The organism is Rhodococcus daqingensis (assembly GCF_042665615.1).
In the GTDB taxonomy this organism is placed as follows: Bacteria; Actinomycetota; Actinomycetes; order Mycobacteriales; family Mycobacteriaceae; genus Rhodococcus_G; species Rhodococcus_G daqingensis.
This window is the reverse complement of record NZ_JBHTCS010000024.1, coordinates 251,665-266,797: the sequence shown is the minus strand read 5'-3', so window position 1 is coordinate 266,797 and position 15,133 is coordinate 251,665. Positions and strand designations below refer to the sequence as shown.

The 15,133-nt window shown below is 70.9% G+C and carries 13 protein-coding genes and 1 pseudogene; 2 read left to right on the top strand and 12 right to left on the bottom strand.

Going from position 1 to position 15,133, the window contains the following annotated elements:
* Positions 1–33 precede the first annotated feature (33 nt).
* The 11 genes and pseudogenes from aroQ to ACFQS9_RS20430 all read right to left on the bottom strand — a co-directional run bounded on the left by aroQ (position 34) and on the right by ACFQS9_RS20430 (position 11,233).
* The gene (gene aroQ, locus ACFQS9_RS20480) at positions 34–459 is read right to left on the bottom strand and encodes a type II 3-dehydroquinate dehydratase (RefSeq protein ID WP_378408014.1); all 426 of its coding nucleotides are present in this window, start codon (positions 457–459) and stop codon (positions 34–36) included.
* Positions 456–1,568: a 3-dehydroquinate synthase gene (gene aroB, locus ACFQS9_RS20475; protein WP_378408012.1), complete on the bottom strand. Its 1,113-nt coding sequence runs from the start codon at positions 1,566–1,568 to the stop codon at positions 456–458. Before aroB ends, aroQ begins: the two co-directional genes overlap by 4 nt.
* 64 nt (positions 1,569–1,632) lie before the next feature.
* Positions 1,633–2,136, bottom strand: coding sequence for a shikimate kinase (locus ACFQS9_RS20470; protein ID WP_378408010.1), 504 nt, complete (start codon positions 2,134–2,136; stop codon positions 1,633–1,635).
* Positions 2,133–3,332, bottom strand: coding sequence for a chorismate synthase (gene aroC, locus ACFQS9_RS20465; protein ID WP_378408313.1), 1,200 nt, complete (start codon positions 3,330–3,332; stop codon positions 2,133–2,135). The genes ACFQS9_RS20470 and aroC overlap by 4 nt, the downstream gene beginning before the upstream one ends.
* A 46-nt stretch (positions 3,333–3,378) precedes the next feature.
* On the bottom strand, positions 3,379–3,963 hold the full coding sequence (locus ACFQS9_RS20460; protein WP_378408008.1) for a prepilin peptidase: 585 nt from the start codon (positions 3,961–3,963) through the stop codon (positions 3,379–3,381).
* A 96-nt stretch (positions 3,964–4,059) separates the two neighbouring features.
* Entirely contained in the window at positions 4,060–4,884 is an 825-nt protein-coding gene (locus ACFQS9_RS20455; RefSeq protein WP_378408006.1) for a shikimate dehydrogenase, read from the bottom strand.
* Positions 4,874–6,088: pseudogene (locus ACFQS9_RS20450) on the bottom strand (endolytic transglycosylase MltG); the annotation flags it as partial. The gene ACFQS9_RS20455 and the pseudogene ACFQS9_RS20450, both read right to left, overlap by 11 nt.
* A gap of 8 nt (positions 6,089–6,096) precedes the next feature.
* Positions 6,097–6,600 carry a Holliday junction resolvase RuvX gene (gene ruvX / locus ACFQS9_RS20445; RefSeq protein ID WP_378408004.1) on the bottom strand — a complete coding sequence of 168 codons (504 nt, stop codon included), beginning with the start codon at positions 6,598–6,600 and terminating at the stop codon, positions 6,097–6,099.
* Complete coding sequence (gene alaS, locus ACFQS9_RS20440; protein ID WP_378408002.1) at positions 6,597–9,266, bottom strand: alanine--tRNA ligase; 2,670 nt, start codon at positions 9,264–9,266, stop codon at positions 6,597–6,599. Before alaS ends, ruvX begins: the two co-directional genes overlap by 4 nt.
* A gap of 88 nt (positions 9,267–9,354) precedes the next feature.
* A complete protein-coding gene (locus tag ACFQS9_RS20435; RefSeq protein ID WP_378408000.1) occupies positions 9,355–10,764 on the bottom strand; it encodes a replication-associated recombination protein A in 1,410 nt (469 codons plus the stop codon).
* Positions 10,765–10,816: 52 nt separating this feature from the next.
* Positions 10,817–11,233, bottom strand: coding sequence for a DUF4345 domain-containing protein (locus ACFQS9_RS20430; RefSeq protein ID WP_378407998.1), 417 nt, complete (start codon positions 11,231–11,233; stop codon positions 10,817–10,819).
* Positions 11,234–11,327: 94 nt separating this feature from the next.
* On the opposite strand from ACFQS9_RS20430, the gene ACFQS9_RS20425 reads away from it, so the two are divergent.
* Complete coding sequence (locus ACFQS9_RS20425; protein ID WP_378407995.1) at positions 11,328–11,927, top strand: TetR/AcrR family transcriptional regulator; 600 nt, start codon at positions 11,328–11,330, stop codon at positions 11,925–11,927.
* Between the two features lie 41 nt (positions 11,928–11,968).
* Positions 11,969–13,711 carry an alkaline phosphatase D family protein gene (locus ACFQS9_RS20420; protein ID WP_378408311.1) on the top strand — a complete coding sequence of 581 codons (1,743 nt, stop codon included), beginning with the start codon at positions 11,969–11,971 and terminating at the stop codon, positions 13,709–13,711.
* 72 nt (positions 13,712–13,783) lie between these two features.
* On the opposite strand, the gene ACFQS9_RS20415 is transcribed toward ACFQS9_RS20420, so the two are convergent.
* Positions 13,784–14,971: a phosphotransferase family protein gene (locus ACFQS9_RS20415; protein ID WP_378407993.1), complete on the bottom strand. Its 1,188-nt coding sequence runs from the start codon at positions 14,969–14,971 to the stop codon at positions 13,784–13,786.
* Positions 14,972–15,133: the final 162 nt, after the last annotated feature.

Below are 15,133 nucleotides of genomic sequence, written 5' to 3'. Positions count from 1 at the left end.
CCCCGGCTGGGGTGAAACCCACTCACAGTTCGTCTACCGCTCCGCGAGGAACCTCAATGCGAGCGGGTAGCCCGCGACGCCACACCCGACGATGACGCCCGTCGCGATCGCGCTCAGGTACGAGTGATGCCGGAATTCCTCACGGGCGTGCACATTCGAGATGTGGACCTCGACCAGCCCGGCCGTGAGCTCGGCGCAGGCGTCGCGCAGCGCGATCGAGGTGTGGGTGAGCGCGCCCGCGTTGAGCACGACCGGGTCGCCGGCGTCGGCGGCATCGTGGACCCAGCCGAGCAGCTCGGCCTCGCTGTCGGACTGACGCACCGTCACCTCGATGCCCAGTTCCGCCGCGGCCGTCTCACAGAGCGCGACGAGGTCGGCGTACGTCGTGGCGCCGTACACCTCGGGCTGCCGCTTGCCGAGCCGGCCGAGGTTCGGTCCGTTGAGGACCTGGACCCTCACAGGAGCACCGTGCCGCTGGTGCCCGGCTGCTCCTCGCGGGCCACGGCGGAGTAGGCGGCCGCGAGCAGCGTCGGGTCCGGGCCCTCCAGCCGACCCGGCTTCGCCAGTCCGTCCAGCACGACGAACCGCAGCATGCCCGCGCGGTTCTTCTTGTCGGTCTGCATGCCCTTGACCAGGTCCGCGAACGCGTCCGCGTCGTAGGTGGTGGGCAGTCCGACGCTCTCGAGGACGGTGCGGTGCCGTTCCGCGGTGGCGTCGTCCAGCCGGCCCGCGAGCCGGCCCAGTTCCGCGGCGAACACGAGCCCGACCGACACCGCCGCGCCGTGCCGCCAGCGGTACTTCTCGCGACGCTCGATCGCGTGTCCGAGCGTGTGTCCGTAGTTGAGGATCTCGCGCAGGTCCGACTCCTTGAGGTCGGCGGCGACGACCTTCGCCTTCACCTCCACCGATCGGCGGATCAGCTCGGGCAGCACCTCCCCGGTCGGGTCGAGGGCAGCCTCGGGATCTGCCTCGATGAGCTCGAGGATCGTCGGATCGGCGATGAACCCGGTCTTGATCACCTCGGCCATGCCCGCGACGATCTCGTTGCGCGGCACGGTCTCGAGGGTCGCCAGGTCGATCAGCACCGCGGACGGCTCATGGAACGAACCGACCAGGTTCTTGCCCGCCTCGGTGTTGATGCCGGTCTTGCCGCCGACCGCAGCGTCGACCATCGCGAGCAGCGTGGTCGGCACGTGGATGATGCGCACACCCCGCATCCAGGTGGCCGCGACGAACCCGGCGAGGTCGGTGGCCGCGCCGCCACCTAGGCTGACCACGGCGTCGCTGCGGGTCAGTCCGATGCGGCCGAGAACCTCCCAGCAGAAGCCCGCGACGGCGAGATCCTTGCCGTCCTCGGCGTCCGGGATCTCGACGCGATGCGCGTCGATCCCCTTCGCGGCGAGCGCGGCTCGCACCGCCTCCGCGGTCTGCGCCAACGGCGGCTGATGGAAGATCGCGACGGTCCTGGTGCCGATCAGTTCGTCGACCAGTTCGCCGAGCAGTCCGCGGCCGATGATCACCGGGTAGGGACTGGCGGTCTTGACCTCGACGCGTACGGGTTCGGTCACTGTCTGCTTCTCCGCTTCTGTGCGCTGCTGCTGGATCGCTGTTGCCTGGATCGCTGCCACTGCTCTACCCCAGTTTGGTGACGAGCTGCTGCACCACGCGGGCGGGGCTGCGCCCGTCGGTGCGGACCCGGATGGTGGCCACCTTGCGGTACAGCGGTCGCCGCCGCCGCATCAGGTCCCGGTACTTCTGGCGGGGGTCGCCGCCGTTGAGGAGCGGCCGGGAGGTGTTGGTGCCCGTCCGCTTGAGTCCCTCCGCCACGCTGATCTCCAAGTAGACGACCGTGTGGCCGACCAGGCGGGCGCGGGTGACATCGGACAGGATCGCGCCGCCGCCGAGCGAGACGATGCCCTCCTGCTCGACCAGCGCGCGCCGGACCATGTCCTCCTCCAGAGCGCGGAACGCCGGTTCCCCGTCCTGGGCGAAGATCTCCGGAATCGTCTTGCCCGACTCCCGCTCGATGGCGGCGTCGGTGTCGAAGATCTCGACGTCCAGCGCCCGCGCCAGTCGACGCCCGATGGTGGACTTGCCGGCGCCCGGCGGTCCGATCAGGACGGCCCTGGGAGTCACCTCGACAGGCGTTCCCGGACGGAGTCGAGGTAGCCGTCGATGTTGCGCATCGTCTCCTCGACCGAGTCGCCGCCGAACTTCTCGAGCGCGGCCTGCGCGACCACCAGTGCCACCATCGACTCCGCGACCACGCCCGCGGCGGGGACCGCGCACACGTCGCTGCGCTGATGGATGGCGACGGCCTCCTCGCCGGTGGACATGTCGACGGTCGCGAGCGCCCGCGGCACGGTGGAGATCGGCTTCATCGCCGCCCGGACCCGCAGCGCCTCGCCGTTGGTCATGCCGCCCTCGAGGCCGCCTGCGCGGTTCGTCGAGCGCAGCACGCCGTCCGGGCCGGGTCGCATCTCGTCGTGAGCGGCGCTGCCCCTGCGCCGGGAGGTCTCGAAGCCGTCGCCGACCTCGACCCCCTTGATCGCCTGGATACCCATCAGCGCGGCGGCGAGTCGGGAATCGAGCCGGTTCTCGCCGCTGATGAACGAGCCCAGCCCGACGGGCAGGCCGTGCACGACCACCTCGACGACACCGCCGAGGGTGTCGCCGTCCCGCTTGGCCGCGTCGATCTCCGCGATCATCGCGGCCTCGGCCTCGGCGCCGAAGGCGCGCACCGGGCTGGCGTCGATGGCCGCGAGGTCGTCGGGACCGGGGACCGGGGACTCGGCGGGGCCCGAGGCCGCACCGATGGAGATCACGTGGGAGATCACCTCGACGCCGAAGACCTGGCGCAGGAAGGCACGGGCCACGGTTCCGGCCGCGACCCGGGCCGCGGTCTCGCGGGCACTGGCGCGTTCCAGGACGGGACGGGCGTCGTCGAACCCGTACTTGAGCATGCCGGAGTAGTCGGCGTGGCCCGGGCGAGGGCGGGTCAGCGGCGCGTTACGCGCGAGATCCTTGAGCAGCGCCTCGTCCACCGGGTCGGAGGACATGACCGTTTCCCACTTGGGCCACTCGCTGTTCGCGACCTCGATGGCGACGGGACCGCCCATCGTGCGACCGTGCCGGACGCCGCCGACCACCGTCACGACGTCCTTCTCGAAGCTCATGCGGGCACCGCGGCCGTAGCCGAGGCGACGGCGGGCGAGTTGGGAAGCAATGTCCTCGGAGGTCACCTCGACCCCGGCGACCATCCCATCCAGGAGGGCGACGAGGGCGGGACCATGGGATTCTCCGGCAGTTATCCAGCGCAGCACGCCGCCCATCTTTTCACGAAACGTGGTCGTCAACGCACACCGGCCCGGTCCCCGGCTACCCGCCCGCTGCCAGGCTCAACGCCAGCAGCGTCGACAGGCACATCGACGGCCCGTGCGCGAGTGCGCGGCGGCCCCGCCCGAGGGCAAGGGCGCACCCGCCTGCCGCCGCCGTCAGCGCCACCGCACCGACCGTCGCCGCCAGCCACGCCTGGGCGCCCGCCGCACCCGTCACGGCACCGAGTCCGAGGGCCAGCTTCACGTCCCCGCCGCCCATCGCCTGCGGGGATGCCAGGTGCACGAACAGGTAGAGCCCGGCCAGCATCGCCGCCCCGACCAGGGCCGCCATCCCCCGGCCCACGAGGACCGAGCCCAGGAACACCGCGCTGGCGCCCGGCAGGGTGAGCTCGTTCGGGAGCCTCCGTTCGCCCAGGTCGACGACGGAGAGGCTGACGCACCACCAGATCAGCGCACACCCGGCCGCCGTCACCGCCCATGACGGCGCCGACGCCGCCGACAGCGCGAACCCCACCCCCAACGCGGCCACGCACCACATCGGCGGGTGCGCGGTGAACCCGGTCAGGAACCGGCGGGTCCACATCCCCGCGGCCACGCCTACGAGCCCCATCACGACCACCACCATGTCCCGAACGGTGCCACCGACCGGACATCACCGGTGCCGCGCGGGCGGCGAAAACGGTGCGCCTGTGGATCGTTTCAGGGCCTGTGGATCGCCTGCTCAGCGCTCCAGCGCCGCCGCCATCGCCTCCCGCGGCGCGGGCCGCCCGGTGAACTGCTCCACCTGCCCGAACGCCTGGTTGAGCAGCATGCGCAGCCCGCCGACCACGGTGCCGCCTGCCCGCTCGACCGCCCGGGCCAGCGGTGTCGGCCACGGGTCGTAGATTGCATCGAGCACCACAGGCGCCACCGCGATCGCGTCCGCGAACGGCGCCACCGCCTCGGCCGGGACGGTGCTCACCACGGCGCCCGCGCCTGCGCAGGCACGGGCCAGCGCGTCCGCGTCGAACCCGACGTGGGTGGCCCGCAGGCCGATGGTCTCGGCGCACGCCAAGGTGTCCGCGGCCCGTTGCGCGTCACGCGCCACCACGTTCACCGCGGTGACACCGAGGTCCGCCAGGGCCCGCAGCGCCGGCCGCGAGGTCCCGCCCGCACCGATCACCACCGCGTTCGCGCCGCTCAGATCGGTGACCCCGACCTCGGCCAGCGCCCCGGTCACGCCGTCCACGTCGGTGCAGTCGGCCCGCCAGCCGCCGGCCACCCGGACCAGGGTGTTGGCCGAACCGACCTGCACGGCGCGTTCGGTGCGTTCGGTCGCGAACTCGAGCGCGGCGAGCTTGCCGGGCATCGTCACCGAGAGCCCGACCCATTCCGGGCCCAGCCCGTCGACGAGCGCGGGCAACTGCTCGCCGGTGCACTCGATGCGGTCGTAGGTCCAGTCGGTCAGGCCGAGCGCTCGGTACGCCGCCAGGTGCAGCAACGGCGACTTGGAGTGCCCGATCGGCTTGCCCAGGACCGCCGCCCTGCGTGGCAGCTCAGCGTCCACTGTCGAGGATCCCGCTTGCCAGCGCCTTCTTGCTGTTCTCGAGGTGCTCGGTGTAGCTCTTGGTGAACAGGGTGGTGCCCTTGCTGTCGATCGTCACGAAGTACAGCCAGTCGCCCGCGGGGGCCTTCTCGACGGCCTCCACGGCGCCGATGCTCGGCGACGAGATCGGGGTCGCGGGCAGTCCGTCCATCGCGTAGGTGTTCCACGGGGTGACCTTCGCGCGGTCGCCGTCGGTGGTCGCGAGCTCGGTGGTGTCCAGGGCGTAGTTGACCGTCGAATCGAGCTCGAGGCGTTGCGGCTCCGCGAGCCGGTTGACGATCACGCGCGCGACCTTCCCGAAGTCGTCCGGCAGCGACTCCCGCTCCACCAGGGACGCCGCGACGAGCAGGTCATAGGGGCTGAGCCCGACGGCGTTCCCCGCGGTGTCGATGCCCGTCGCCTCGTACTTGGCGGCGCTCTCGCTGACCAGGGTGGTGAGGATCTCCGACGCCGACGCCGTCGGGTCGAAGTCCCACTTGCCCGCGGCGATGAGGCCCTCGAGCTGCCGCGTCCGGTCCGGGACCGACTTGACCCGGGCCGCCGCCCAGTCGGGCACGCCGAGCGCGGCGAAGTTCGGGTTGGCGCCCGCGGTCTTGAGGTCCTCGACGCTGACGCACTTCTGCTGGCCCGAGGGCGTCGGCAGGCAGCTGGCCTCGGAGATCAGGGTGTAGATGCCACGCTTGGTCGCCCCGGTGTTGACGTCCCTGCTGTCGTGCAGCTGACGGCCCTCGGAGATGACCAGCGCGCCGACCCGTGAGTTCGGGTCGACCAGACCCGAGACGGCCTGCGCGGCCGGCACCTGGGACTCGAGGTTGTAGAAGCCGGGCTGCACCGAGGTCATGGCGTCGTTCTGGACCGCCGCGTTGAAGAACGCCGACGCGCTCTTCACGACGCCCTTCTCGGCCATCTCGGTGGCGATCTGATCGGCGGTGTCACCGGGGTGCACCTGCACGACGACGTCGGGTCCGGCTTCGCCTGCCGCGTAGTCGGCGGGTGCGTCGACACCGCCGCCGAGCAGCTTCTTGCCGCCGACGTAGCCGACGCCGATGACCAGTGCCAGCGCACCGAGTCCGGCGACCGCGACGACGGCCTTGCCACGACTCTTCCGGCCCGCCGCGGCCTCCCGCGCGCGACGTTCGTCCGCTCGGCTGCGGTACTGCCAGGGGTCTTCCGTCACTCGTCCTCCATCGATGACGCGGTCCCCTGCTCCGGCAGGGCCCTGCTTCGTTGGTCCAACCATCCTTGCAAGATCGCGACGGCCGCGGCCTGATCGATCACCGACCGCTGACCCTTGGCCTTGACCCCGCTCTCACGCAGAGCCCTCGACGCGGTCACCGTCGTAAAGCGTTCATCGGTCATGCGAACCGGGATGGGCGCCAACCGATCCCGGAGCTGCGCGGCGAACTTCGATGCGAGTCCCGCCGCGGAGCCACTCTCCCCCCTGAGGGTTCGCGGCAGTCCGACGATAACCTCGACCGCCTCGTATTCCGCGACAATCGCGGCGAGTCGCTCGATGTCGGATCTGTCGGCGCGGGACTTGGCCCGCGGCACGGTCTCCACCGGGGTGGCCAGGATCCCGTCCGGATCGCTGGCGGCGACGCCGATCCGGACGCTGCCGACATCCACCCCGATCCGGCGACCCCGCCCCTGGTCGCCGGGCTGATCCGCCTCGGTCACCCGGCCAGCTCGGCAACGCGGGCGCGCACCGCCGAGAGTGCCGCGGGGATGCCCGACGCGTCGGTGCCGGATCCCTGGGCCATCTCCGGCTTGCCGCCACCGCGGCCGCCGATGCTCGGACCGAATGCGGCCACCAGGTCGCCCGCCTTCACGCCGAGTTCCTGGGCCGCCTTGTTCGCGCTCACCACGAAGGGCACCTTGCCGTCGACCGAACCGATCAGCACGACGACCGCCGGCTCGGTGCCGAATCGGCCACGCACGTCGGTGGCGAGGGTCCGCAGGTCACCGGCCGCGACGCCGTCGGGAGCGGCCTCGGCGACGAGCAGCAGCCCGCCGATGCGCTGGGCCTTGTCCACGAACGACCCGGCGGCGGCGAGAACGGCCGCGGCCTTGGTCTGCTCGAGTTCCTTCTCCGCGACCTTGAGCCGCTCGACGAGCTGCTCGACACGGCCGGGCACCTCCTCGGACGGCACCTTGAGGGCGGTCGCGACTCCGGCCAGCAGGGCGCGCTCCTTGGCGAGGTACTTGTACGAGTCCAGCCCGACGAACGCCTCGACACGGCGATACCCCGAGCCGACGGACGACTCACCCAGCAGGGTGATCTGCCCGATCTGCGAGGAGTGCGCGACGTGGGTGCCACCGCACAGCTCCATCGAGAACGGTCCGCCGATCTCGACGACACGGACCTCGTCGCCGTAGTTCTCGCCGAACAGGGCCATCGCACCCATCGACTTGGCCTTCGTCAGGTCGGTGACGAAGGTGTTGACCGGGTGGTTCGCCGCGACGGCCTCGTTGGCGACCGCCTCGATGTCGGCCTTCTGCTGCTCGGAGAGCTGGCTCTGCCAGGAGAAGTCGAACCGCAGGTAGCCGGGCTTGTTCAGCGAACCGGCCTGAACGGCGTTGGGGCCCAGCACCTGTCGCAGTGCGGCGTGCACCATGTGGGTACCGGAGTGCCCCTGGGTCGCCCCGGCACGCCAGTTGGCGTCGACCTGCGCGAGCACGGTGTCCCCCTCGGTGAGCTGACCCTGCTCGACGGTGACCTTGTGCACCCACAGCTTCTTGGCGATCTTCTGCACATCGCGCACGCGGACCCGCAGGCCCGGCCCGGTGATGACGCCGATGTCGGCGATCTGGCCGCCGGACTCCGCGTACAGCGGGGTGCGGTCGAGGATGACCTCGACGTCCTGCCCGGCGGTCGCCACCGGCACCCGGACGCCGTCGGAGATCAGCGCCAGCACGGCGGCCTCGGAGGTCAGCTCGGCGAAGCCGGTGAACTCGGTCTCGCCGCGGTCGACGAACTCCTTGTAGACGGTGAGGTCCGCATGCGCGTGCTTGCGGGCCTGCGCGTCGTCCTTGGCGCGCTGGCGCTGCTCGGCCATGAGCGAGCGGAAGCCGTCCTCGTCGACGGTCAATCCGGCCTCGGACGCCATCTCGAGGGTGAGATCGATCGGGAAGCCGTAGGTGTCGTGCAGGGCGAAGGCCTCGCTGCCCGCGATGACCTTCTTGCCCGCGGACCTGACCTCCTCGGCGGCGGTCTCGAACAGCTTCTCGCCCGAGTCGAGTGTGCGCCGGAAGGCCGACTCCTCGCCGACCGCGACGCTGAGGATGCGGTCGAAGTCGGAGGAGAGCACCGGGTACGACGGGGCCATGGTGTCGCGGACGACGGTGATGAACTCCGCCATGCTGGGCTGTTCGGCGCCGAGCAGCTTGACCGAACGGACGATCCGCCGCAGCAGTCGGCGCAGCACGTAGCCGCGACCGAAGTTGCTCGGGTTCACGCCGTCGGCGATCAGCATCGCCGCGGTGCGGGCGTGGTCGGCGATGACGCGGAATCGGACGTCGTCCTCGTGGTTCTTCCCGTAGGCGCGGCCGGTGAGCTCCTCGGCCTTCGCGATCACGGGCCGCACCAGGTCGGTCTCGTAGACGTTGTCGACGCCCTGCAGCAGGAAGGCGACGCGTTCGACGCCCATGCCGGTGTCGATGTTCTGCTTCGGCAGGGGGCCGAGGATCTCGTAGTTGTCCTTGCCCGGACCGCCGAGACCCCGCTCGTTCTGCATGAACACGAGGTTCCAGATCTCGAGGTAGCGGTCCTCGTCGGCCTCGGGTCCACCCTCGAGGCCGTACTCGGCCCCGCGGTCGTAGTAGATCTCCGAGCACGGGCCGCAGGGACCGGGGATGCCCATGGACCAGTAGTTGTCCGCCTTACCGCGGCGCTGGATCCGCTCGGCGGGGATCCCGGCCTCTTCCATCCAGATGTCGCGGGCCTCGTCGTCGTCGAGGTACACCGTGACCCACAGTCGCTCGGGGTCGAAGCCGTAGCCGCCGTCGTCGATGCTGTTCGTCAGCAGCGCCCAGGCGTGCTTGATCGCCTCCCGCTTGAAGTAGTCGCCGAAGGAGAAGTTGCCTGCCATCTGGAAGAAGGTGTTGTGCCGGGTGGTGATGCCGACGTTCTCGATGTCGAGGGTGCGGACACACTTCTGGACGCTGGTCGCCGTCGCGTACGGCGGGGTCTGCTGACCGAGGAAGTACGGCACGAACTGGACCATGCCCGCGTTGACGAACAGCAGGTTCGGGTCGTCGAGAATCAGCGAGGCACTGGCCACCTCGGCGTGACCCGCCTTGACGAAGTGGTCGAGGAATCGCCTGCGGATCTCGTGGGTCTGCACTAACCGGTCCTTACTTCATGGGCGTCGCGGATGAATATCCAGCTTAACGTGCCGCGGACGGCGGGGTGCGCAGCGCTCGGGGCCCGCGTCAGCCCCGCACGATCCGGCGCAACTTGCCCACCCGCGCGGCGATCTCGCGCTCGGCGCCGTGTCCGGTCGGCTGGTAGTAGTCGACGCCGATCAGCTCGTCCGGCGGGTACTGCTGCGGCAGCACCCCGTCCGCGGCGTTGTGCGGGTAGCGGTACCCGACCGCACTACCCAGCTTCTCGGCCCCCGCGTAGTGCCCGTCCCGTAGGTGAGGCGGCACCAGCCCGGACTTTCCGGCGGACACGTCGGCCATCGCCGCGCCGAGGGCCGCGATCACCGCTCCGGATTTCGGTGCGGTCGCCAGGTGAATGGTCGCCTGCGCCAACGCGAGCCGGGCCTCGGGCATGCCGATCAGCTGGACCGCCTGCGCAGCCGCCGTCGCGGTCTGCAGCGCGGTCGGGTCGGCCATGCCGATGTCCTCGCTCGCGTGCACCACCAACCGGCGGGCGATGAAACGCGGGTCCTCGCCCGCGGCGATCATCCGGGCCAGGTAGTGCAGCGCGGCATCGACGTCCGAGCCGCGGATCGACTTGATGAACGCGCTGATCACGTCGTAGTGCTGGTCGCCGTCGCGGTCGTAGCGCACGGCGGCCTTGTCGACGCTGGCCTCGACGGTCTCCAGGTCGACGACCACGGGCTCGCCGGGCTCCGACTCGTCCACCGCGTCGAGCGCCGTCCCGGCGGCCGCCTCCAGCGCGGTCAGCGCGCGCCGGGCGTCGCCACCCGCGAGCCGCACCAGGTGGTCGGCTGCGTCCTCCGTCAGGGCGACGCCGCCGCCGTAGCCGCGCGGGTCGCGCAGCGCCCGGTCGAGCAGCGCCCCGATGTCCTCCGCGGTCAGCGGCTGCAACTGCAGCACCAGGGACCGGGACAGCAGCGGCGAGACCACCGAGAACGAGGGGTTCTCGGTGGTTGCCGCCACCAGCAGCACGATCCGGTTCTCCACGGCGGCGAGCAGCGCGTCCTGCTGCGTCTTGGAGAAGCGGTGCACCTCGTCGATGAAGAGCACGGTCTGCTCCCCGGAGGTGAGTCGCCTGCGCGCCAGGTCGATGACGGCGCGCACGTCCTTCACACCGGCCGACAGCGCGGACAACGCCTCGAACCGGCGTCCCGTCGCACGCGAGATCAGCGACGCCAGGGTCGTCTTGCCGGTGCCAGGTGGGCCGAAGAGCATCACCGACGCCGCACCGGAGCCCTCGACGAGCCGACGCAGCGGCGCGCCGGGGCCGAGCAGATGCCCCTGCCCCACCACCTCGTCCAGGCTCGTCGGCCGCATCCGGACCGCGAGCGGTGCGTCCGGGCGCACCGGCGGTAGGCCCGCGGTCACCCGGCCGCCCTCCGGCTCGGATCCGGGTGCGGCGAACAGACCCGCGCTCTCGCCGCCGCCGTCCGAGGGCCCCAACCAGTCGCTCACGCCACGACGCTACTAAAACCCACCGACACCGGCTGTGAAGGGGCGCGCTCGGTCAACCGGCCGCACGGACCCGTCCGGCGTCGGGCGCGGCCACCCGCTTCTCGTCGGCGGCGGACAGCCAGAAGAACACCGGCGGCAGCGCGAGTTCGATCACGGTCAGCACGATCTGGAACCAGTGCGGCCAGCCGTGCACGGCGATCGAGATCAGCCGCCCCACTCCGCCGAGCAGGAAGATGCCGGCGAGCCAGCGCACCGCCACCGCGGGGATCGGCGACCGCCGGGCCGCCCAGATCCACGCGACCCCGTAGCCGACGAAGATCGCGCCGAAGAACCGGCTCTGGCTGTCGGCGGTCACGCCGGACGAACCCATGTCGGGGACCAAGTCGATGCCGAGGGCCACGTGCACGAAGCCGATCGCCACGCAGGCGACGCCCATCGCCATGCTGAGGCCCTTGAGCAGTCCGGTCATGAGCTTCCCTCCTCGCGAACCCAGTTCGTAGACATATGTCTACTAAGCCAGACCCTACGACCCTTGGTAGACACGCGTCAACTAAGCTTTCGGGATGACCACGCGCCGCCGACTCGACCCCGACGAACGCCGTCGCGTCCTGCTCGACGCGGGCGCGACGTTGTTCGCCGAGCGCGCCTACGACGAGGTGCTGATGGAGCACGTCGCGGCGGCAGCCGGCGTGTCGCGGGCGCTGCTCTACCGCCACTTCCCGACCAAGAGGGACCTCTTCGCCGGCGTCTACCAACTGGCCGCCGACCGCCTGCTCGTGGCGACGGAATTCGATGCCGCGTCCCCACTGTCCGAACAACTCGCGGCGGGGCTCGACGCACATTTCGACTACTTCGAGGCCAACAGCAACACCGTGGTCACCGCGAATCGCGTGCTCGCGGGCGACCCCACCATCCAGGCCATCATCACCGGCGAGCTCGGCGAACTACGACGCCGACTGCTCGACTCGATGGGCGTCGAGGGATCAACCCGCGAGACGACCTCCGCGGTCCTGATGAGCTGGCTGACCTTCGTCCGCATCCTCACGATCGACTGGCTGGAGAACCATGCGTTCTCCCGAACCGAGCTGCGCGAGATCAGCATCGGCGCCCTACTCGGAGCACTGGAACCGATCCTCGGCGACCGGAGACCGAACTTACGGTGAACATCTGACGATCCACCCCGTTGCGGATTGAACACGCGTCCATGTTCGGTTGTGATCCTCGGGTGTCTGACAATTGGCTACCCGACCGCACCACCCTGCCGAGCCTGAGCAGGCGGACCCTGTTGAGGAGCTCCGCCGCGCTCGCGGGCGTGGGCCTGAGCGTTGCCGCCGCCGGTGGTGCCGGCGCCGCACCCTCCGCGACCCCGGTCGGATTCGCGCACGGCGTCGCCTCCGGTGACCCGCTCCCCGACCGGGTCATCATCTGGACGCGGATCACCCCCTCGGCAGCGGCACAGCCCGGTTCCGGTGTGGGAGAACCGGTCTCGCTGACCTGGGAGATCGCGACCGACCCCTCCTTCGGGTCCGTCGTGCGCAGCGGCGCCGTCACCGTCGGCCCCGACACCGACCACACCGCCAAGGTCGACGTCACCGGCCTGCGCGCAAACACGAACTATCACTACCGATTCACCGCGCGCGGCGGCGCCGTCGACGGGCACGAGTCACCGGTCGGACGCACCCGCACCGCCCCGGCGCCCGACTCCGACCCCGAGCGGCTGCGGTTCGGCGTGGTGTCCTGCTCGAACTGGGAGGCCGGCTACTTCGCGTCCTACCGCCACCTCGCCGAGCGCGAGGACCTCGACGCGATCCTGCATCTCGGCGACTACGTCTACGAGTACGGCCGCGGCGAGTACGGCGCGCGCAACGGATCCGTCCGCCCGCACGACCCGGCACACGAGATCGTCTCGCTCGCGGACTATCGGATCCGCCACGCCCAGTACAAGACCGACCCGGACCTCATGTCGCTGCACGCCCGGCTGCCGTTCATCGCCACCTGGGACGACCACGAGTCCGCGGACAACTCCTTCGACGGCGGCGCCGAGAACCACAACCCCGCGACCGAGGGCGACTGGGCCACCCGCAAGGCGAACTCGACCCGCGCCTATTTCGAGTGGATGCCGGTCCGCGTCACCGGCTCCGGCACCGAGGCGGCGCTGTACCGCCGGTTCCGGTACGGCACGCTGGCCGAGATCTCGATGCTCGACCTGCGCACCTACCGCGACGAGCAGGCCTCCGCCGGGGCCGGCTGGCGCACCGTCGACTCCCCCGACCGCACCGTCGCCGGTCGCGCCCAGATGGACTGGCTGACCAACGGGATCGTGTCCTCGCCCGCCCGCTGGAAGGTGGTGGGCAACCCGGTGATGATCGCGCCCTGCGTGTTCCCGCCGCTGGACCAGCGGACCACCGCCGCCGTCACCGAGATGGTGGGAGTGCCGGACGCGGGCATCCCGTTCAACACCGACCAGTGGGACGGCTACTCCGCTGACCGCCGCCGCCTGTTCGACGCGATCGCCTCCGCCGGCATCGACAACACGGTCTTCCTCACCGGCGACATCCACACCTCCTGGGCGTGCGATCTCCCGGTGGACGCGGCGAACTACCCGGCGGGCGCCACCGTGGGCACCGAGTTCGTGGTGCCGTCGGTGACCTCACCGAACATCGACGACATGCTGCAGGTCCCGCCGCGCACCGCCACGGTCGCCGCCGAGGAGGCGTTCAAGGCGGTCAACCGGCACGTCCGGTATGTCGAACTCGATTCGCACGGGTATGGCGTGTTCGAGGTGGCCCGCTCCGGCGCGCAGATGGACTGGTACTACGTCACCGACCCGACCGACCCCCGGGCGGCCGCACGCCACGCCACGAGTTACCGGGTTGCGGACGGCTCCCAGCGGGCCCAGCAGGTCGGCGCACCGCTCGACCCCGCGTCCCACCGGCCGGGGCGCTGACGCCGCTGCTGACGCGCGGGTGACGCGCAGTCCGGGGATCTGAACGGCCCGGGCTGCGGAGGTCCGTCGTCACTACGCCCAGTACGTCGCGAGCCGATCCGCCACCTCGCGGGCGTGCGCGGCCACGTCCGGCCGACCCGCGTGGTCGGCACAGTATGCGAGCGCGTTCCACCGCGACCTCAACGCCTTCGATCGCGGCACCGACAGGTGATGCTCGCGGGCCGAGGCGATCCGCTCGTGGTCGTCGGGCAGGAACCAGTACGTCGAGAGCCAGACCCAGATCAGCTGGGCCTCGAGCATCCGGGCGCAGAGCACCTCGTCGTCCGCGAGCTGCGGCCACATGCCCACCACCTCGGCGCGCCATGCCTCGACCATCGCCGCGGAGCGTTCGGGCGAGAGCTCGACGCCGCACAGGCATCCGGGGAACGAGACCAGTGCGTAGGCGATGTCGAGCGTCGCGTCGCGGAACCCGCCCCACTCGTAGTCGAGGAAGCGCACCCCGACGTCGTTGACGATGATGTTGTCCGGGCACAGGTCGGATGGGCTGAACGCCCGGTAGCGACCACCGTCGAAGAGTCGGGCGGCCCGCTCGACGACGGCGACGACGTCCGGGGCGACCTCGACGCCCAGCTCGCGATGCAGCAGCGCCGGCAGCTTCGGGACGGCGGCGAGCACCTGCTCGGTCACACTGTTCCCGACATGCGGCACGTCGGCTCGACGCAGCAACGCGGCGAAGTCCTCCTCGCGCCCCACGGTCGCGGCATGCATCCGGCCGATCGCCTGAGCCAACGCCATCAGCGAGTTGGTGACCGCCGCCCCGTCGGCTTGCTGGAGCAGTTCCGCGATCGGGGTGGCGTCGCCCAGGTCGGTCAGGACCAGCAGACGCGCGTCGAGGTCGTAGGCGATCAGCTCCGGGCCCGGTCGGCTGTCGGTGGCCAGCGCGGTGGCGAACTGGTACGAGACGGCCTCGCGGAGGAACGCCGTGTCCACCACGTGCGGCTCGCCGTCAGGCAGCGCCGCGTAGGCCGCGATACGCCGGGCCTCGGCCTCCGGCGACAGCTCCCGGACCTGCTTGATCACCAGTGTGCGCGGCAACGAGAAGGGGTTCTCGGCGCAGCGGACGCGCAGCACGACCGTGCGGCCGCTGCCGCCGAGGTCGGTGGGGTCCACGAGGGTGACCGGAGCTCCGGTACGTCGTTCCAGCAGCTGCTCGGCTGCGGTGACTACCTCTGAAACGGGGTCGGCCAATAGTGCGGTCATCGGCGTCCAACCTACCCGTCCGGGCACCGGCGCGGGTCCGCTCGGTCACCCGTCCGGTCCGTTACCGATGAGTCCGCGGTGTGGACCTGCAGAAACAGACCGATCCGTACGAAAAATTCACCGAGACGTCGCCCGTGGCGCCCCGAGCGGGACCCGACCGGA